We start from the raw sequence: 19,495 nt of genomic DNA on the forward strand, positions 1-19,495 counted from the left end.
TTCAACCGTAAGCCTGGAGACGAGGGGAGCCTGTCAGGGCACGGGTTCAACCAGCTACGCCTTCCTTTCCGCCCCCGGCCAATCGGGCGCCGAAGTTTCCTCCGAACGCCGTTGCAGGAAACGTCGTACCGCCGGGTCGCGTTCCAGGCCGATCGCGCGCTGGTACGCGGCGGGCGCTTCGGCGCGCCGTGCCGACCGCGCCAGCAGCTCCGCACGCGCGGCCCAGTACGGCTGGTATCCGGCCAGCCGGTCATCGCCCAGCAGCGCGTCGATCTCGACCAGCGCCGCATCGACGCCGTGCGTCTGGGCGAGCGCGACCGCGTGGTTCACCGCGACCACCGGCGAGGCCGTGAGCGCGGCGAGCGCCGCATACAACTGCTCGATCGCATGCCAGTCCAACGCCTCGCCGCGCCGCCGCACACTGTGCGCCGACTGCACCGCCGCCTCGAGCTGGAAGCGTCCCGGTCGGCCGGCCCGGCCCGCCTGCTGCAGCAGCGCCTCGGCCTCGTCGATCTGCGCCGCATCCCAGCACCGCGGGTCCTGCTCGGCCAGCGGCACGTAGTCCTGCCCGGCATCGCGCCGACGAGCGAGACGCCGCGCACCGGTGTAGAGCATCAGTGCGAGCAGTCCCAGCGCCTCGGGCTCGCCGGGCAGCAGTGCGGCGACCAGGCGACCGAGCCAGAGGGCTTCCTCCGCCAGGTTGCGGCGGCGCTCGTCGGTGCCGTCCGCATTCAGCCAGCCCTCGGCGTAGGCCGCGTAGATCGCATCGAGCACCGCGTCCAGCCGGCCCTGCAGTTCGTCGATCGCCGGCACGTGCAGCGCGATGCCCGCTTCGCGGATGCGCCGCTTCGCACGCACCAGGCGCTGCCCCATCGTCGCGGGAGCGACCAGGAACGCCGACGCGATGGTGGCCGCATCGAAGCCGAGCACGGCCTGCAGCATCAGCGGCGCGCGCACCGCGGCGTCGATCGCCGGATGCGCGCACGCGAACAACAAGCCCAGGCGCACGTCGGGCAGTTCGTACCGCGCGGGATCCACCGCCTCGTCCGAGAGCAACAGCAACTGGGCGGTGGTGCGCTCTTCCTGCACGCGCCGCCGCGTCACGTCGATCAACCGGCGGCGCGCCACCGTCAGAAGCCAGGCCTCGGGATTGGCCGGCACGCCCCCGCGCGGCCAATCGGCCAGCGCGGTGGCGAACGCCTCGGCCAGCGCATCCTCGGCGCCGGCGATGTCGCGCGTGCGCGAGGCGAGCAGCGCCACCAGCTTGCCGTAGCTGCGCCGTGCGGCCGACTCGGCCGCACGCGCCGCGGCCTGGTGCTCAGGACTCACAGACAGACCACACGGGCCGCACCTCCACCGCCCCATGGCTGGCCCCCGGACAGCGCGCCGCCCAGGCCAGCGCCGCATCCAGGTCGGGAACGTCGATCAGGTAATAGCCGCCGAGCTGCTCGCGCGTTTCGGCATACGGGCCATCGAGCAGCTCGGTCTTGCCATCACGCACCCGCACCGTGGTCGCCATGTCGGCCGTACGCAGCCGGTTGCCCCCGCGCAGCACGCCGGCCTGCTGCAGGGCTTCGGTGTAGGCCGTGTAGGCCGAGAGCGCGGTGGATCGCTCCGCGTCGCGCAGACGCTGCAGCCCGGCCGGGTCGGCGTGGATCATCAACAGGTATTCCATGGGGGATCCTCGAGGTTCACGACGGCAGAGGTGCCGCCATGACGATGTCGCCCGGAGTGCGGGCTTTTCGACAGCGTCCCGAGGAAGAGCGTAACGGTGCCTGGGCGCGCGCGGGGCCGACCGAAGCGGCCATCTTCCACTGTCGCGACTGCCCGCTCCATTGGACCGCCGAGGACGGGCCGCGCGCCTCAGGAGGAGAAAGTTGCGTGCCCGGCCATCGCGGAGTGACTAGTGCGGCGACGGGTAATGCCGCGCTGTTCCACCGGAAAAGCGAGAGCGGATCAACTACCTCCTTCCCCTTTGTTGCGCGAGACGATGTTCAACCACTCGCCTCGCGCACGTAGGCCGACAGCGAAACCACCAGTGCCCCGATGCCGAACACCGATCCCAGAGCGCAGGTCAGGCCCCAGCCCCCGATGGCCCAAGCGCAACTGGCAAGCGCGGAGGCGATGGCGCCACCCACGAAGAACGTGCCGGTGAAGAGCCCATTCAATCGGCCCCGCGCCTCCGGTCGAACGAGATTGATCGCACGCCGCCCCAGCGTCTGGTCGCCCACGGTGCCGACGTCCAGCAGGAGCGAGGCCGCCACCATCAGTGCCAGGCCCGCGAAAGAAGCCTGGTGACCGGCACTCCAGGCGAGCGCCAGCGCACCCACGATCAGCAGGTGCATCGCCACGTTGGAAGGGCGCGTCAGCCCGCGGTCGCCCAGCCGACCGGCGATCGGCGCGATCACCGAGCCGCCGACGCCCGCCATCGCGAACGCCGCGATGCCCTTCGCTCCCAGCCCGAACGGCGCCTGCGCCAGGCGCAATGCCACGATCGTCCAGAACACGTTGAAGGCGCCAAAGGCCAGGGTCGCGCTCAGCGCATGCCGCTGCAGCACGCGCTCGCCGCGCACCAACGGCCACAGCGAGCGCACCAGCGTGCCGTAGCGCAGGCGATGCACCGGTTGCAGCGTCGGCAGTGCGCGCCACAGCGGCAGGGCCACGGCGGCGATCGCGACCGCGAAGGCGATGAACACCCCCCGCCAGCCGAAGGCCCGGGCGATCAGCGTAGCGAGCGGGCGCGAAAGGAGAATGCCGATCATCACGCCGCTCATGACGTTGCCCACCACACGCCCGCGTTCCGCCTCCGGCGCGAGTGATGCCACCAGCGGCACCAGCATCTGTATCGAACTGGTGGCCGCGCCCACGGCGAACGCCGCGGCGAGATAGACCACCGCATTGGGCGCCCAGGCCGAAGCGAACAGCGCGACGATGTCGAGCGCGAGCATCCGCATCACCAGCCGGCGGTTCTCGGCCAGATCGGTAAGCGGCACCAGGAACACCATGCCGGCGCCATAACCGAGCAGGGTGGCCGTGGTGACCAGGCCGGCAGCCGCCAGGCCCAGGCCCAGCGCATGGGCGATCATCCCGACCAGCGGCTGCGCCGCCGCCAGGTTGAGCGCGATCACCCCGCAGGCAAGCGTAAGCAGAGGCGTGAGCTGGCGGGCGGTAGCGCCGTTGGCGAGGCGGTCTGGACAAGGGAGGGTGACGCGATCGATGGCGCTCATGGCGTTATGCATATCTGGCAAGTAAGCTCGCCAATCTATGCATGTATTGGATACGCGTCCAATCACGATTGCGCATCGACTTTATGAGGGCTACGCATGAACACCCGCGACCTGGAGGCTTTCGTGGCGGTGGTCGACCATGGTTCGATCCTCGCCGCAGCGGCCCAGCTACATCTGACCCAACCCGGCGTCACGCGCCGCGTCCAGAGCCTCGAGAACACGCTGGGCGTCGAGTTGCTCGACCGCCAGTCCAAGCCGCTGCGCCCCACCGCCGCGGGTCGGGACGCCTACCAGCTCGGCCGGCGCGTGCTCGCCTCGCTGGATGACCTGCGCGCGGGCGTGGCGAGCGGCGGGGAGGTACGCGGCGAGTTCCGGTTCGGCATCACGCCGTTCCTCGCCGACATCGCCCTCGAGGAACCGCTGTGCTCCTTGAGCGAGACGTTTCCCTCGCTGCACACACGCGTCAACAGCCGCTGGTCGGCCGAGCTGCTGGCCGATCTCGATGCCAACCGAATCGACGCGGCCCTGGTCTACCTGCCGGGCGACAACGAGCCACCCGCCGGCCTGGCGCGGGAGCGGCTGTGCCGCATCGCGGTGAAGGTGATTGTGCCAAAGACCCTGAAGCTTCCCCGCAAGGTCACGCTGCACGACCTTTCGGACCAGCGCTGGGTGCTCAACCAGGACGGCTGCGGTTTCCGCCGCGTGCTGCGGCGTGCGCTCGAGGCGGCGCAACTCCCCTTCCACGTGGCGGTCGAGGCCTTCGATCCGGTCCTGCGTCACTCGCTCATTGCGCGCGGACTCGGTATCGGCCTCACCGCCGGCGAGATGCTCAAGCACAGTCCCTATCGAAAGGCGCTGCGTGTGATCGACGTCCCGGAGTTCAAGGCCGAGGTGCGCGCCTGGCTGGTCCACCGACCGATCGACGGCCGCCTGGCCGCGCCACTGGAGCATCTGCGCGACGCGTTGCGCGAAGCGCTCGGCGCCTTTCCGGAGTGATCCTTCCTAATGGGAGCGAACCACCGCCATGGCGGCCAGCCGCGGGCGGGCGGCGGATCAATTCCCGACTTAACTACCTCCATCCCCTTTTTTGGGTTTCTGAGCGCCGCGGTGAAGAGGCTAGACCGGACTCAGCTCCCTCCGCCCCGTTGCTCGAACTTAATTACCTCCGTCCCCTTTATTGACGGCCGCCTGGCCGCGCCACTGGAGCATCTGCGCGACACGTTGCGCGAAGCGCTCGGCGCATTTCCGGAGTGATCTTTCCCCGTGGCCAGCGAACCACCGCCTTGACGGCCAGCCGCCGGCGGGCGGTGAATCGATTCCCGGCTTAACTACCTCCGTCCCCTTTGTTTATTAGGGGCTATTTCATTACTTTCTTCATCAACCGAAAAAAGCTATTCACTTCTTTATACAAAGACCTTAACTTCTTTTCTTCAGTAAATAGATCATCGAAATACGTTGCATAGGCCACATAAGTCATATCCACATCGTCGTTTACTGTCTTATCAACATCTAGTGGCACATTTCCTCCATTGGCTATTGTCCTTACTAGATTGAGGTAGTGGCAGGCGGCAATTCGGAACACGAAGTAGTTATACAGCTTGCCTTTTATGCATGGTCTAGCGCCCATCCGAAGTTGAGCCATTGCCGCAAGCTCAAAAATACCTTTTACAATTTTCTTGGCGACAGATTCCGAGTAGGGATGTCCTTGCCTGATTTGAGCACGCTCATCTTTGGTGAAGCTCATCATTATCGCTCTAACGATGCCCGAATGATTTTGACGGTCTAGCCGCATTTTTTCGAAGTGCTCTTGCGATGCGCGCTGGTGTTCTAGCACTTGTTTTCGTACATATTCGTTTGTTTCAAGCTGTTCAAGGGAACGGCAAAATCCGGGGAAGTTTCGCGTACTCTCTCGGTTGATTAGCCTATTCCTTAAGCCCGCCTCAGCGCCATGTAGCAACAATACTTGAGGCGTGTTCTTGAGAACAATAACCTTGTCTGCATATTTGCTTAATAATTTGTGAGCCCAGACGATGCTTCTGAGTTCGTCCGATTTATAAGTTTCCATGGCGCTAAAATCCGTCACCGCAACGAAGCAGGCAGGAGCTCTGAGCCACTCTTCCAGTTCCGGTTTATGGCGATAGTTTTGGTCCAAAACAGCTATTTTCTTTTCCATAACTCGGCCAATTTCTTCTAGAAATCTGTAGCTGCAATTCAGTATATACAGCAGCCCCATACCCCCTCCCTCCCCCCACCTGGCAGGACAGGCTACGCGCCGAGAATAGCGGAGCCACTCCCTTTTCAAATTCCTAATATGGGTTGGCTGCTCTGAGCGTCTCTGAGTTGTCGCGGCTCTTGGGCGGTTAGCTCAGCGGTAGACGCTGGAGCGAAGCGACAGGACACACTGGCGTGTGTCCCTACCTTCACTAGGTAGGGCCATTCCTAAGGGAGACAGTAGGTTAGCTATGGATGTGCACACATAGCCCTGTGCACAGAGAACCGTGCACATTGACCCCTGTGAACGAGGGGCTTATTTTGTGAATGTTCTCTAGGGAGAAATGAAAAAGGGAACCCTCTCGGATTCCCCTTTTCCACCTGCTAGATCAACAGGTTAGTTCTTGGTGGGCGGTACAAGGATCGAACTTGTGACCCCTACCATGTCAAGGTAGTGCTCTACCGCTGAGCTAACCGCCCAAGAGCCGCGAAGTTTAGCAAGGGCGGGGGGCTGTGCCAAGCCTCTGAGGACCCATGGTGGTTCAGCGCGAGGGTGGCCTCTCACCCCGGCCCTCTCCCCGGAGGGAGAGGGAGCAGAGCTAGCTCTGCATCACCTGCTCGCGCAGCTTGTGGATCTGGTCGCGCAGGCGCGCGGCTTCCTCAAACTCCAGGTTCTGCGCATGCTTGTACATCTGCCCCTCGAGCTTGCGGATGGCGGCGGCGGCCTGGGTGGCACTCAGGTTGGCGTACTCCCCTGCCCCTTCGGCCACGGCCTTGCCGCGCACGCCCTTGGCGGCCTTGCCTCTTCCGCGCGCAGCGGGCTCGGCGCGGGCGCCTTCCATGATGTCGGCGATGCGGCGCACCACGGTCTGCGGGGTGATGCCGTTGGCTTCGTTCCAGGCGATCTGCTTTTCGCGGCGGCGGGCGGTTTCGTCCATCGCCGCCTGCATCGAGCGAGTGACCTGATCGGCGTAGAGGATGGCCTTGCCGCGCACGTTGCGGGCGGCGCGGCCGATGGTCTGGATCAAGCTGCCGGTGGAGCGCAGGAAGCCTTCCTTGTCGGCGTCCAGGATCGCCACCAGCGAGACCTCGGGCATGTCCAGGCCCTCGCGTAGCAGGTTGATGCCGACCAACACGTCGAACTCGCCCAGGCGCAGGTCGCGGATGATCTCGGTGCGCTCGACCGTCTCGATATCCGAGTGCAGGTAGCGCACCTTCACGTCGTGCTCGGTGAGATATTCGGTGAGGTTCTCGGCCATGCGCTTGGTGAGCGTGGTGACCAGCACGCGGTCGCCCATGGCGATGCGCTTCTTGGCCTCGCCGAGCAGGTCGTCGACCTGGGTGCGCACCGGGCGCACTTCCACCTCCGGGTCGACCAGGCCGGTGGGACGCACCACCAGCTCGACCACGGCGTCGCCGGATTTCTCCAGTTCGTAGCCGCGCGGGGTGGCCGAAACGTAGATGGTGCGCGGCGCACGCTGCTCCCATTCCTCGAAGCGCAGCGGGCGGTTGTCCATTGCCGAGGGCAGGCGGAAGCCGAACTCGACCAGCGTCTCCTTGCGCGAGCGGTCGCCCTTGTACATGGCGCCGAGCTGCGGCACGGTGACGTGCGATTCGTCGACCACCAGCAGTGCATCCGGAGGCAGATAATCGAACAGCGTCGGCGGTGGTTCGCCCGGGCCACGGCGGGTCATGTGGCGCGAGTAGTTCTCGATACCCTGGCAGAAGCCCACCTCGGCCATCATCTCGATGTCGAAGCGGGTGCGCTGGTCCAGCCGCTGCGCCTCGACCAGCTTGTTGTCGCGGTAGAGCTGCTCCAGTCGTTCCTTGAGCTCGACCTTGATCGTCTCGATGGCGTTGAGCACGCTCTCGCGGGTACTGGCGTAGTGGGTGCGCGGGTAGACGGTGTAGCGCTGGACCTTGCGGATGGTCTCGCCGGTGAGCGGGTCGAACAGCGAGAGGCTTTCCACGTCGCCGTCGAACAGCTCGATGCGCAGCGCCTCGGTTTCCGATTCGGCCGGAAAGACGTCGATGTTCTCGCCGCGCACGCGGTACGTGCCGCGGCGCAGTTCCATCTCGTTGCGGGTGTACTGCAGCTCGGTAAGCTGGTGGATCAGCTTGCGCTGGTCGATGCGCTCGCCGGTGGAGAGGATCAGGCGCAGCGAGAGGTAGTCCTCCGGATCGCCCAGGCCGTAGATGGCCGAGACGGTGGCGACAATGATCGCGTCGCGCCGCGACAGCAGCGCCTTGGTGGCGGCCAGGCGCATCTGCTCGATGTGGTCGTTGATCGAGGAATCCTTCTCGATGAAGGTGTCCGAGGCCACCACGTAGGCTTCGGGCTGGTAGTAGTCGTAGTAGCTGACGAAGTACTCCACCGCGTTGTTGGGGAAGAACTCCCTGAACTCGCCATAGAGCTGCGCGGCCAGCGTCTTGTTCGGCGCCAGCACGATGGTCGGGCGCTGCACCTTTTCGATCACGTTGGCGATGGTGTAGGTCTTGCCCGAGCCGGTGACGCCCAGCAGCGTCTGCGCGGCCAGGCCGGCCTCGAAGCCCTCGCTGAGTTTCGCGATGGCTTGCGGCTGGTCGCCGGAGGGCTTGTACGGGGAGACGAGTTCGAAGCGATCAGTCATGGCTTACGGATATGCGGGCGGATGGGCCGATCTTAAAGCCGCCCTGCTGACAGGGGCTGTCAGCACAGGCGCACGGGATGGCAGCCTTGGCGCCGCTTACGGCGGCCGGGTCGGCGACGGACGATGTCGGCTCCTCGCACGGAGCTGTGGCATGGCAGGGATGCGGCAATGCGGGCGCGGCGGTTCGCGCGGCGTCACGTTGATCGAGCTGATGACGGCGGTGGCGATCCTGGCGGTGCTGGTGGGCATCGCCAGCCCGTCGCTGGCCGGCCTGATGCGCCACGAGCGGGTGCAGTCGGCGCAGGTGGATTTCCTGGCAGCGCTCGGTTATGCGCGCGGCGAAGCCGTGTTGCGGCGGACGCGCGTGCTGTTCTGCCCGAGCCTGGACCGCATCCATTGCAGCGAGGCCAACCGCTGGGACGGCGGCTGGCTGGTCGGCGTCGACCGCGATCGCGACAACCAGCCCGACGAGGCGCCCTTGCGGGTCGGCGAGGCCCATGCGCAGTTGCTGATCCTGAGCGCCGCGTCGCGCCGGCACGTGACGTTCCTGCCGGACGGCAGTGCCAGCGGGAGCAACCTCACTCTGCTTTTCTGCAACCGAGACCACCCGGGGGATGCGCTGGGGGTGGTGGTGTCCAACGCCGGGCGGGCACGGGGAAGCCGGCCTACCGGCAAACAGGCGGCAGGCTGCGGCTAGGGTGATGCAGCCGAGGGTCCGTCGCTGCATCTCCACCGCGAAAAGGGTGTGCTCCGGGCAGGACGCGCTATACCAGCAGTTCACGGCACCGGTGCCACAACCCAGGGGACGCCAAGATCGGAGGTCTGCCATGGCCTACGGGGATCCTTCCCACCGCCGCCCGAAACCGCCGAAGCCACCGCCGGATGCCGGTCCGTTGCTGGCCGCGGCGCAGCGGCACCTCGAAAGCGCGGGCGTTTCGGCGTGCCTCGTACGCAGTCCCGAAGGCGACCTGCTGGTCGCCGTCGGCTCGCCCTCCGACAAGCTGTTCGCCATGCTGGCCAGGCAGTGGTCTCCGCCAGGCGACGGCGGGGATTGAGGGCTACGGAGGGCCGCGGTTATGGACGTAAGGCGGAAGCTGGCACCACGGATAGCCGGCGGAATTTCCGTCTGTCCATGCGTGCGGGTTAGCGGGGGTCGATTGGCGTTTTGGATCGCGTGCCCGACGGGAATGGCGATCAGGATTCGGCCCACGGCCGCCGCTTCGATGGACCACTTGCTGTCCGCCGCCAAAGGAAGGGCGCCCGGTGTGGCGCCGGGCGCCCAGGTGCCCGATGGTCGGAGTGAGGTTGGGAAAACTCCACCGGGCGGAGGTTGATATACGCCGCAGCAGCAACCGTTTTTGTGACCTGCCGCACTGACCGCGACCTGCACCGCCATACGCGATGGCGGCGACCCGCACGGCTCACGAAGGCTTCACGAGCGTTCGCAGGCGCGCTTGGTTTGTTCATTGCTCACGGGCGACAGCGAGCCATGCGGCATCGGGCGCGCCGTTGGCGTTGCGGGCAAAGCCGAGGGATGTGCACTGCCCCGATATCCATGGCATGAGAGGCAACGACGCGGATGGCGGAAGTCACGCCCGGACGCCGCTGGGCTGCTCCGATTCCAAGATGACCACGAAAGCCTTAGGGTTGCGACGCCCGCGCGGGTCGTAAAGGGCCGCGCGCATCGTGGACAAAAAAGAAAGGCCTCGCATCGCTGCAAGGCCTTTCCGAATATGGCGCCCGAAGTTGGACTCGAACCAACGACCCCCTGATTAACAGTCAAGTGCTCTAACCAGCTGAGCTATTCGGGCGGGGCGAGCTGCGTAGTTTGAATAGCGCTGCGTGGGCTGTCAAGCGGCGGGCGCGGTCTCCTTGCCCTCCGCCCGCACGCGGTAGCAGGGCACGTAGGCCGAGCCGCCGGGAAGCTTCATGCGATGCTGGCTGACGAAGGCCTGCAGCAGCGCGTCGAGCGCCCGCATGATGTCGGCCTCGCCGTCGATGTCGAACGGGCCGTTCTGTTCGATCGCGCGCACGCCCTCCTCTTTCACGTTGCCGGCGACGATGCCGGAGAACGCGCGACGCAGGTCCGCCGCCAGCTCGTGCCGCGGACGGCCGCGGTGCAGGGCCAGGGCGCGCATCGCCTCGTGCGTCGGCCGGAACGGCAACTGGAAGGCGAACGGGATGTCCAGCGCCCAGTTGAAGAAGAACGCATCCTTGGTGTCCAGGCGGTGGTTGCGCACCTTGTCGATGCCCTTGACCATCGCACGCGCCACCGCGGCCGGATCGTCGACGACGATCTGGTAGTGCTGCGCCACTTCCTCGCCGAGCGCCAGCTTGAGAAAACGGTCGATCTGCTCGAAGTAGGCGGCGGACTGCTTGGGACCGGTGAAGATCAGCGGGAACGGGACGCCGGCGTTGTCCGGGTGCAGCAGGATGCCAAGCAGGTAGAGGATTTCCTCCGCCGTGCCGACGCCGCCCGGGAACACCACGATGCCATGTGCCATGCGGACGAACGCCTCCAGGCGCTTCTCGATGTCCGGCATGATCACCAACTGGTTGACGATCGGATTGGGCGACTCGGCCGCGATGATGCCCGGCTCGGTGATGCCGATGTAGCGATTGTTGCGCCGGCGCTGCTTGGCGTGCGCGATGGTGGCGCCCTTCATCGGGCCCTTCATGGCGCCCGGGCCGCAGCCGGTGCAGATGTCCATGCCGCGCAGACCGAACTGGTAGCCGACCGACTTGGTGTATTCGTACTCGTCGCGCGAGATCGAATGCCCACCCCAGCACACCACCAGGTTGGGATCGATGTGCGGCTTGAGGATGCGCGCGTTGCGCAGGATCTCGAACACCGCGTGGGTGAGTCCGACGGTGTCGTCCAGGTCGAAACCACCCTGTTCCAACTGGGTCGACACGTAGACGATGTCGCGCACCACCGCGACCAGCAGTTCGTTGATGCCGCGGATGATCTGGCCGTCGACAAAGGCCTGCGCCGGCGCGTGCGAAAGCTCGATCTTGATGCCGCGATCCTGCTGCAGCACCTGGATGTCGAAGTCGGGGTACTGCTCGAACATCGTGCGCGGATCGTCGCTGATGTTGCCGGAGGTGAGCACGGCCAGGGCGCAGCGGCGCAGCAGGGCGTGCAGGCCCGAGCCGCTGGCGTCGCGCAGTCGGGCGACCTCGTTGCGCGAGAGGATGTCCAGTCCGCCTGCCGGCGAGATGCGCGCGCTGACGGTGGCGGGCTTGCCGGCGTGGCCGGCGTGGGTGTGGTTCATGCGTTGCCTTCTCCTGCCGCTGACGGCGTCCGGCCTGATGCCGGCACCGTGGCGGACCGCGTAGCTTCCCGCGCGAGCGGGACCTGGGTCAAGCCGAGCGGACTCTTCCACCAATCGGCAATGGGCACTCAAAAAAAACCGGCGCCCTTGCGGGCGCCGGCTCGAGGTAGTGCGACTTCAGATGGATCAGAAGGTGTAACGCACCGTCAGCATCGCCGACCAACGCGAAACCACGTTGGTCTTGGTGTTGCGGCCGGCGTCGTAGATGATCTCCTTTTCCGGCTGGTAGTTGCCGCTCTTGTCGGTCGGCAGGGTGTAGATGTAGCGGCCCTGGCTGTCCACGCCTGCATAGGTCGCCAGGTCGCGGGTATAGGGGAAGCCGACGTAGCTCTGCTGGCCCCAGTCGCTGTTGAGCAGATTCAGGAAGTTGTAGACGTCCAGACGCAGCTCGCCCTTGTTGCCCTTGAAGATGCCCGGGATTTCCTGGCGGAAGCTCAGGTCCACCTCGTTCACCCAGGCGGCGCGGGTACCGTTGCGCTGGGCGATCTCGCCCTGGTGCTTGCTCAGGTAGCCGTCGTTGCTGATGAAGTCGTAGAACTGCTGGATCACCTGGTCGCTGGTGCCCGGCGCGAACGTGACCTTCGAGTCGCCACCCACCTTCGGGATGTAGACCAGGTCCGAAGCGCTGTAGGAGTCGCCGTTGGCGTCGTTGCTGAACACCCAGCTATACGGCTGGCCGTTGTGGCCGTCGTAGAAGGCGCTGACGCTGGTGGCGTAGTTGCCAAAGAAGTTGTGCTGCCAGGTCAGGGCGGCGGTCACGCGGCGACCGACGTTGTAGTTGGAGGTCGAGGCAACGTCTTCGTTCGGGTTCACCCAGGCGCTGTTGCTGTAGTTGGAGCTGGCCTGGCTGGAGGTACCCGGATTCACTTCGGTGGAGTGGCCCAGGGTCAGGCCCACGCTGCCGAACCACGACTCGGAGAACGGCTTCTTCAGCGACAGGGTCAGGCTGTCGGCCGAACCCTTGTGGGTGTTGGTCAGCAGGGTCGAACTGCCGGAGAACTTACGGTTCTGGTTGCCGCGGGCATCACCCGATACCGACGCTTCGCCAGGGGTCTTCCAGTACTGGTTGCGACCGTCCGGCAGCAGCTGTGCGTCCGGCGCGCCGATGTTGATGTTCTGGTAGAGGATGCCGTTGCGCACGTCGATATGCTGGTATTCGGCCGAACCGATGACGCCCCAGAACGGCAGCTCGCGGTCGAACGCCAGGCTGAACTTCCACACCGACGGCAGCTTGAAGTTCGGGGCCACGGTGTCGACGTTCATCTGCGAGCTGGTCGGCGCCGGCAGGTGCTGGTTGAACGGGTCGGCGCTGAACACCGGCAACGTGTTGCCAACGCCCGGCTGCAGGCCGAAGTCGTTGAACACCTGGTAGGTGGCCGTGGTCATGCCGTTGTTCTGGTACGGATTGGTCGCCCAGACCGTCGGCGGGTTCGACTGGAACAGGCCCACGCCGCCGCGCAGCTGGGTCATGCGCTCGGTATTGAAGGTGTAGTTGAACGACAGGCGCGGCTCGACGACGCGCATGCCGTCGATGGTGTTGTCGTTGCGGTAACCGAACGCCTGCTCGAAGGCCGGGTTGTAGACCGGCTTGTCACCCGTCTTGGCCAGGTTCATGCGCACGCCGTACTGCAGCGACAGGTTGTCGTTCGCCTGCCAGGTGTCCTGCAGGAAGAACGAATACTGGCGGAGCTTCCACTGCGCGGCCACGTCGTCCAGCGTGTAGCCTGGGGCCGGCTGGTAGATGTTGTACGAGCCGTAGATGCCCTTCTCGAAGTTGTCGATGCCGTAGAAGGTGTACGCGCCGAACTGGGTGCGGCCGAACAGGTTGTAGATATCGTTCTGCTGGAAGTCGACACCACCCTTGAGGGTGTGGTCGCCCAGGTAGTAGGTACCGGCCAGGTAGCCACGCAGGGTCTTCACGTCCAGCACGTTGTAGTCGCTGTACTGGTCTTCGCCCAGGTCGACGAACGGCGTGCCGCCGGTCTGCTTGCCGTTCTTGATGGTGCGCGTGACGTCGACGAACACCTGCGGCTGCTGGTCCTGCACCGAACGCGCCTGCTGGAAGCGCTGGTAGCCGATCTTGGCCTCGGTGGAGAAGTTGTCGCTCCAGTCGTCGAAGAACTGCAGCACCGTGTTCTTGGTGTCGCTGTTCTTGGTGTACCAGTAGCTGGTCAGGCCGATCGCGGTGGAGCTGTTGCCCTGCACGATGGGCTGGGTTTCCTTGGTGCGCTGGTAGGTGAAGCTCACGCGGTGGTTGTTGCTGATGTTCCAGTCCAGCTTGGCCAGGTAGCGGCGGTCACCCAGGTCGACGTTGCCGCCGCTGAAGTTGCCCGGCTTCAGGCCCAGCGCGTTGGCGGCGTTGATGATGCGCTGCAGGTCGCCCGGCGACACCTTATTCGAGGTCGAGGGCCCGTTGCCCAGGCTCGTGTCGAGGCCGTTGGCCGAGTCGGCGCCCAGACCGATGGTGTTTTCCTTCTCGTAGTTGACGAAGAAGAACAGCTTGTCCTTGACGATCGGGCCGCCCAGCGTGGCGCCCGCGGTCCAGTCGCGCTTGTAGCCGTTGTATGGCTCGTCGTTCAGGTCGCCGACCAGCTTGTTGGCATTGCGGTAGGCGTAATAGACCGAACCGTGGAAGTCGTTCGTACCGGACTTGGTCACCGCGTCGATGCTGGCGCCCACGGCGTCGGAGGCGACGTCGTAGTTGGCGGTGGAGATGTTGTACTCGTCAATGGTGTCGACCGAGATCGGCGAGCCGACGTACGGCAGGCCGTTGGAGTTCAGGCCGAAGGGATCGCCCTGGCCCACGCCATCGACGCTGATCGAGTTGTAGCGGCTGTTCATACCCATCATCGAGATCGAGCTGTCGCCCGGATCGGTGATGGAGACACGCGGGTCGAGGCGCGCGATATCGGTGATCGATCGGCTCGGCGACGGCGTGGCAATCAGCTCACGATGCGAGACGCTGGTGCCCATGCCCTTGTTGTCGGCCGTGAAAGTGTTCGCCAGCGCGGAGGCGTTGACGGTCACAGCGCCGAGGTTCTGCGCCTCGACGGAGGCCATCTTCAGGTTGACCGCGGAGGTCTGGCCCAGCTGCAGGTAGACATTGTCCTGCTCGCTCTGGGTCAAGCCGGACTTGCTGGCGGTGATGTCGAACGGACCGCCCACGCGCAGGCCCTGTGCGGTGTAGCGACCGCTGGCGTCGGTGGTCACCACCTTGGTGGTGCCCGAGGGCTGATGGACGATCGTCACGGTGGCGTTGGCCACTGGCTGCCCGGAGGCATCGACCACCTGGCCAGCGACCGCCGAAGAGGTCACGTTCTGCGCGATGGCGGGCGCCGTACCGACCGCCAGCAGCGCGGCGATGGCAAACGGCAGGGCCTTGGCACGAATTGGATTGTTCATCGTTTGTATAGACCTGTATTGGTTTGCAACGGAAACTCGATGTCGGGACAAAAAAACACACCGATGCCGGGCCACGGGCCAGGCATACGAGTCACGTGTGTTTGTCCCCTAACTTTTTTGGCGCAGCTATCGTCCAGCAGCGATGGGGCCACCCCATCTACCGACCAGTTGTTAAGCAAACTTAACGATAGTTTATGACAAGACGGCGACCGAATCACCCCTTGTGGTGATCGGATTCACACGCCGTTCTTGCCGAGATAACGCGCGCGCTTGGCCGGCTTGAGGTTGGCGAGGTCGAGCATCACCAGGCCGTCGACGCAGCCGGAGAAGCCCGGGTCCTCGCCGAAATCCAGGAACTGCACGCCCTCCGGCTCGACCAGGTCGACGTACTGGCGATAGAGCACCGGCAGGCTCACGCCCAGCGCGTCCAGATGATGCTTGAGCTTGCCCAGGCCGGCCTGTGCGTCGAGTCCTTCCAAGGCCCGGCGCACCAGCCCGATCACGCCGGGCGACACCACGAACGGCTGCCGCGCGGAGGCCAGCCCCGGCGCGCCGAAGTAATGCTGGTGCGCGGCGGCGATCCATTCGCGCGCCTCGCGCGGCAGGCTGACCGACATGCTCACCGGACCGAACAGGTAGCGCAGTTCCGGATGGCGCTGCAGGTACAGGCCGATGCCCTGCCACAGCTGGTCCAGCGCGCGCGAGCGCCAGTAAGCCGGAGCGATGAAGCTGCGGCCGAGCTCCAGGCCCTGCGCCAGGCGCGATTCGAGCGCCGGCGAATAGTTGAACAGGCTGGCGGTGTAGAGCCCCGACAAGCCGCGCTCGGCGATTAGCCTTCCGCCATGGCCGAAGCGGTAGGAACCGACGATGCGCAGGGCCGCCGGGTCCCACAGCAGCAGGTGTTCGTAGTGCGGGTCGAAGGCGTCCAGGTCGCGCCGCGCGTTGGTGCCTTCGCCGACCTTGCGGAAGGTCAGTTCGCGCAGGCGGCCGATCTCACGCAGCACCACGCTGTCGGCGGCACCCTTGAACAGCCAGGCCTGCTTGCCGTCGCTGAGGTCGGCGAGCTTTTCGCCCTGCTCGAGCAACTCGGCGGCAACGCGCTCGGCCGGTTCGGGATGCGCCAATGGCGCCTGGCCCCCGAATACCAGCCCGCGTCGGCGACCGACACGGTAGACGTGGCGGCGCATCAGCTTTGCTGCCTGTCCGGGCGAGCCGCCGCTGCGCTGGAGGAGTTCTTCGGCGCTGACCAGCGCGCCGATGCTGAAGCCGACCCGGCGGCGGATCGGCGCCACCGCCTCGCGCGGCAGCATCGCCGTGCTGAGCGGCTTGGCCAGCATCGAAAGGCCGTAGAACATCGCCGAGTTGCGCGCCGCCACGTGCACCGGCAGCACCGGCGCGCCGCTGCGCTTGGCCAGGCGTGCAAACCCGTCGGACCACTGTCCGTCGCGCACGCCACCCGGCCCCATGCGCGAGACCTCGCCTGCGGGAAATACGACCAGCGCCTCGCCCTGATCCAGCGCGCGGTAGATGTCGCGCATCTTCGAGGCCGCGCCCTTGCCGAACACGTCCACCGGCAGCAGCAGGCGCCGCAGCGGCTCGATGGACGCCAGCCAGTCATTGCCGAGAATGCGCACGTCGCCGCGTACCGAGCCGATCATGTGCAACAGCGCGAGCGCGTCGACCATGCCCAGCGGATGATTGGCGACCACGAGCAATGGGCCATCGACGGGAACGTGCTCGCGCTCGCGCGGGCTGACGTGGTAGCTCGCGCCGAGCACGTCCAGCGCCCGCTCGACGAAATCGAAGCCTTCGACCTTGCCCACGGCATCGAGCACGCGGTTGAAACCCGCCTCGTCCGCCAGGCGGCCGAGCAGGCCGGCCATCGGGCGGCGGATCCGCGGGTGCTGCGCCAGCCACGGCAGGCGCTCGACAAGGGTCCGTTCGACGCTGAGCATGACCGCCTCCTGATGTTCGCCGCCCATGCTGGCGCAAGAGTATGACAGGACGGAAACCGTGGACCGCCGCCGTGGCGCCGGCACGCGTAAGGCTGGCTTCAGCTGGCCTGCGCCAGCCGAATCCTCAGACCTTCATGTGCAGGAACGCCGCCACGCCACCCATGAACATCTGGACGGAAAGTGCAATCAGCAGCATGCCCATCACCCGCTCCAGCGCGGTCAGCACGCTCTCGCCCAGCCAGCGGAAAAGGTAGGTGGAGGAAAGCAGGATCGCCGAGGTGGCCAGCCACGCCAGCAACAACGCAGTGGCCCAGTCGGCGGTACGGCCGGGCGAGGTGTTGGTCAGCAGCAGCAATGCGGCCATCGCAGAGGGACCGGCCACGCCCGGAATCGCCATCGGCACGATGAACGGCTCGCCCTCGCCCGCCTTGCCGAAGATGCCGCCCTCCGGCGGCGGGAACACCATGCGGATGCCGATGAGAAACAACACGATGCCGCCGGCGATGCTGATCGATTCCTGCTTGAGCTGAAGCAGCTTGAGGATGTGCTGGCCACCGACCAGAAAGCCCAGCAGCACGCCCAGCGCGATCAGCAGCTCGCGGATCATCACCCAGCGCCGGCGCTTGGGCGGCACGTGCTTGAGCAGGCTCAGGAAGAACGGCACGTTGCCGAGCGGGTCCATGATCAGGAACAGCAGGATGCCCGCCGAGAGGGTGGTCATCTGCGTTTCCATGGAAGGCTCCTTCGGGGTGATCGGGAACAGGATGCCACGCAGGGCGAGCGCAGGCATGGCAGTCGCGCACAGATGCACTTCTGCGATGGGATGACTTAAGGGGCCGACGACGTGCTGCGTCGCTGCCGCTCGGCCCATTCCCGGCAACGGCAAAGACGCCAGGCAAGTGGGGATACGGGGCGGGTTCGCCCGCCGCTCAGGCGGAGCGCAGGTCCAGCATCGCGCCCCTCGCTTGCACACCCTGCGGCCCGAGCAGCCACACCGTGGCGGCGGCCGCGGCGTCGGGCAGCGGCTGGATGTTCGGGTCCTCGCCGAAGTAGGCCAGGTGGCGCAGCGCCGTGCGCATCGGGGCAGGCAGTAGTGCGTGCGTGCGGACGGAGGTGGTATCGGTTTCCTGGTGCAGGATCTCGACGAAGCGCTCCAGCGCCGCCTTGGACACGCCGTAGGCACCCCAGTGCGCGCGGTTGACCAGGTCGGGGTTGTCCAGCACGAACACCACCGAGGCGTCGGCCGCCTTGGCCAGCAGCGGCAGGCAGGCCTGGGTCAGCGCGAACGGCGCGGACACGTTGACGTGCAGCGTGCGCAGCCATTCGTCCGGCTTGTGCATGGTGATGGGAGTGAGGCCGCCGAAGCTGGCGGCGCAGTGGACGATGCCATCGAGCCTGCCAAGATCGCGCTCCAGCCCGTCGGCCAGCGCTTCGTAGTCGCGCGGCGTGGCCGCTTCCATGTCCAGCGGATGGATCACCGGCTCGGGCAACTGCTCGGCCACGATCAGATCGTAGAGTTGTTCGAGCTGGCGCTTGCGCTTGCCGGTGACCACCACGGTCGCGCCGGCGCGGGCGGCGGCCAGCGACACGGCGCGGCCCAGGCCGCCGTACGCACCGGTCACCAGCACCACGCGGCCAGCCAGGCTGTCGGCCGCCGGCGCGAAGTCCTGCGGCAGGCGTGCGGTCGGCAGCGTCATGCGCGCACCGCGCCGCTGACGTCGAGGGCCATGCGCGCCAGTTCGCCGGACGACTTGAGGTCCTCGACGATGTCGCACCCGCCGATCAGCTCGCCCTGGATGAACAGCTGAGGGAAAGTGGGCCAGTTGGCGAAATGCGGCAACGCGGCGCGCACTTCGGGATCGGCAAGCACGTTGACGGCGTGAAAGGTAGCGCCGGCCTGTTCCAGCGCCTGCGCGGCGCGGCTGGAAAATCCGCACATGGGAAACTGCGGCGTGCCCTTCATGAAAAGAACCATCGGGTGCTCGGCGAGCACCGCCTTGATTCGTTCGTTAACGTCCATAGCTCGGGGGTTCTACAATGCGTGCAGGACCACAAGTGTATCAGTCGCGCACGGACTGCCACCCGGCAGCCCAAGCCCGGCTCCCCTTCAAGCCGTAGCCCAAGGAGTCCCTCATGGCGATCGAACTTCCCCCCCTGCCTTACGAAAAGAACGCGCTGGAACCGAACATCTCCGCCGAGACGCTGGAGTTCCATCACGACAAGCACCACGCCGCTTACGTGACCAACCTCAACAAGCTGATCGCGGGCACCGAGTTCGAGGGGATGGAGCTTGAGGAGATCGTCCGCAAATCGTCCGGCGGCGTGTTCAACAACGCCGCGCAGACTTGGAACCACACCTTCTACTGGCACTCGATGAAGCCCAGCGGCGGCGGCGAGCCGACCGGCAAGCTGGCCGACGCGATCAACAAGGCGTTCGGCTCGGTGGAGAAGTTCAAGGAAGAGTTCGCCAAGATGGGTGCGAGCAACTTCGGTTCGGGCTGGACCTGGCTGGTGCAGCGTCCGGACGGCTCGCTGGGCATCGTCAACACGTCCAACGCCGGCACGCCGATTACCGGCAGCGACAAGCCCCTGTTGACCTGCGACGTGTGGGAGCACGCCTATTACATCGACTACCGCAACGCGCGGCCGAAGTACCTGGAGAATTTCTGGAACGTGGTCAACTGGGAATTCGCGGCCAGCAACATGGCCTGAGAAGCGCGGGCGACCTACAAAAA

15 protein-coding genes and 2 tRNA genes are annotated in these 19,495 nt (G+C 65.8%); 4 read left to right on the plus strand and 13 right to left on the minus strand.

What is annotated here, in order from left to right; genetic code table 11:
- Nucleotides 1–54 precede the first annotated feature (54 nt).
- The 3 genes from BMZ38_RS10895 to BMZ38_RS10905 form a co-directional block, all read right to left on the minus strand.
- A complete protein-coding gene (locus BMZ38_RS10895) occupies nucleotides 55–1,329 on the minus strand; it encodes an RNA polymerase sigma factor (protein WP_245747298.1) in 1,275 nt (424 codons plus the stop codon).
- Nucleotides 1,319–1,675: a YciI family protein gene (locus tag BMZ38_RS10900; RefSeq protein WP_091337287.1), complete on the minus strand. Its 357-nt coding sequence runs from the start codon at nucleotides 1,673–1,675 to the stop codon at nucleotides 1,319–1,321. Before BMZ38_RS10900 ends, BMZ38_RS10895 begins: the two co-directional genes overlap by 11 nt.
- Nucleotides 1,676–1,994: 319 nt before the next feature.
- Nucleotides 1,995–3,227: an MFS transporter gene (locus tag BMZ38_RS10905; RefSeq protein WP_091337289.1), complete on the minus strand. Its 1,233-nt coding sequence runs from the start codon at nucleotides 3,225–3,227 to the stop codon at nucleotides 1,995–1,997.
- Nucleotides 3,228–3,323: 96 nt separating this feature from the next.
- Between BMZ38_RS10905 and BMZ38_RS10910 the strand changes: the two genes are divergently transcribed.
- Nucleotides 3,324–4,223 (plus strand): LysR family transcriptional regulator, encoded by a 900-nt coding sequence (locus BMZ38_RS10910; RefSeq protein ID WP_091337291.1) that lies wholly within the window; start codon nucleotides 3,324–3,326, stop codon nucleotides 4,221–4,223.
- A 361-nt stretch (nucleotides 4,224–4,584) separates the two neighbouring features.
- On the opposite strand, the gene BMZ38_RS17590 is transcribed toward BMZ38_RS10910, so the two are convergent.
- The 3 genes from BMZ38_RS17590 to uvrB all read right to left on the minus strand — a co-directional run bounded on the left by BMZ38_RS17590 (nucleotide 4,585) and on the right by uvrB (nucleotide 8,068).
- Nucleotides 4,585–5,460 carry a hypothetical protein gene (locus BMZ38_RS17590; protein ID WP_139202447.1) on the minus strand — a complete coding sequence of 292 codons (876 nt, stop codon included), beginning with the start codon at nucleotides 5,458–5,460 and terminating at the stop codon, nucleotides 4,585–4,587.
- 383 nt (nucleotides 5,461–5,843) lie between these two features.
- A tRNA-Val gene (locus BMZ38_RS10915) sits at nucleotides 5,844–5,918 on the minus strand.
- 119 nt (nucleotides 5,919–6,037) lie between these two features.
- Nucleotides 6,038–8,068, minus strand: coding sequence for an excinuclease ABC subunit UvrB (uvrB, locus tag BMZ38_RS10920; protein ID WP_091337293.1), 2,031 nt, complete (start codon nucleotides 8,066–8,068; stop codon nucleotides 6,038–6,040).
- 151 nt (nucleotides 8,069–8,219) lie between these two features.
- On the opposite strand from uvrB, the gene BMZ38_RS10925 reads away from it, so the two are divergent.
- Nucleotides 8,220–8,765 carry a GspH/FimT family pseudopilin gene (locus BMZ38_RS10925; RefSeq protein WP_245747297.1) on the plus strand — a complete coding sequence of 182 codons (546 nt, stop codon included), beginning with the start codon at nucleotides 8,220–8,222 and terminating at the stop codon, nucleotides 8,763–8,765.
- A gap of 130 nt (nucleotides 8,766–8,895) precedes the next feature.
- Entirely contained in the window at nucleotides 8,896–9,123 is a 228-nt protein-coding gene (locus BMZ38_RS10930) for a hypothetical protein (protein WP_091337295.1), read from the plus strand.
- Between the two features lie 679 nt (nucleotides 9,124–9,802).
- On the opposite strand, the gene BMZ38_RS10935 is transcribed toward BMZ38_RS10930, so the two are convergent.
- From BMZ38_RS10935 to grxD, 7 genes are all read right to left on the minus strand, one after another.
- Nucleotides 9,803–9,879: transfer RNA gene (locus BMZ38_RS10935), tRNA-Asn, on the minus strand.
- 39 nt (nucleotides 9,880–9,918) lie between these two features.
- Nucleotides 9,919–11,343 carry a nucleotide 5'-monophosphate nucleosidase PpnN gene (ppnN, locus tag BMZ38_RS10940; protein WP_091337297.1) on the minus strand — a complete coding sequence of 475 codons (1,425 nt, stop codon included), beginning with the start codon at nucleotides 11,341–11,343 and terminating at the stop codon, nucleotides 9,919–9,921.
- A gap of 186 nt (nucleotides 11,344–11,529) precedes the next feature.
- On the minus strand, nucleotides 11,530–14,805 hold the full coding sequence (locus BMZ38_RS10945) for a TonB-dependent receptor (protein WP_091337298.1): 3,276 nt from the start codon (nucleotides 14,803–14,805) through the stop codon (nucleotides 11,530–11,532).
- Between the two features lie 236 nt (nucleotides 14,806–15,041).
- Complete coding sequence (gene olsF / locus BMZ38_RS10950) at nucleotides 15,042–16,760, minus strand: bifunctional ornithine lipid synthase OlsF (protein WP_091337300.1); 1,719 nt, start codon at nucleotides 16,758–16,760, stop codon at nucleotides 15,042–15,044.
- A 124-nt stretch (nucleotides 16,761–16,884) separates the two neighbouring features.
- Nucleotides 16,885–17,481: a YhgN family NAAT transporter gene (locus tag BMZ38_RS10955; RefSeq protein WP_091337496.1), complete on the minus strand. Its 597-nt coding sequence runs from the start codon at nucleotides 17,479–17,481 to the stop codon at nucleotides 16,885–16,887.
- A 208-nt stretch (nucleotides 17,482–17,689) separates the two neighbouring features.
- The gene (locus BMZ38_RS10960; RefSeq protein WP_091337302.1) at nucleotides 17,690–18,457 is read right to left on the minus strand and encodes an SDR family NAD(P)-dependent oxidoreductase; all 768 of its coding nucleotides are present in this window, start codon (nucleotides 18,455–18,457) and stop codon (nucleotides 17,690–17,692) included.
- Nucleotides 18,454–18,780: a Grx4 family monothiol glutaredoxin gene (gene grxD / locus BMZ38_RS10965; RefSeq protein ID WP_091337303.1), complete on the minus strand. Its 327-nt coding sequence runs from the start codon at nucleotides 18,778–18,780 to the stop codon at nucleotides 18,454–18,456. The genes BMZ38_RS10960 and grxD overlap by 4 nt, the downstream gene beginning before the upstream one ends.
- Before the next feature lie 113 nt (nucleotides 18,781–18,893).
- Here grxD and BMZ38_RS10970 point away from each other — a divergent pair, with 113 nt between their 5' ends.
- On the plus strand, nucleotides 18,894–19,472 hold the full coding sequence (locus BMZ38_RS10970) for a superoxide dismutase (protein ID WP_091337305.1): 579 nt from the start codon (nucleotides 18,894–18,896) through the stop codon (nucleotides 19,470–19,472).
- The last annotated feature ends 23 nt before the right edge of the window (nucleotides 19,473–19,495 follow it).

The organism is Frateuria terrea, from assembly GCF_900115705.1.
Lineage (GTDB): Bacteria > Pseudomonadota > Gammaproteobacteria > Xanthomonadales > Rhodanobacteraceae > Frateuria_A > Frateuria_A terrea.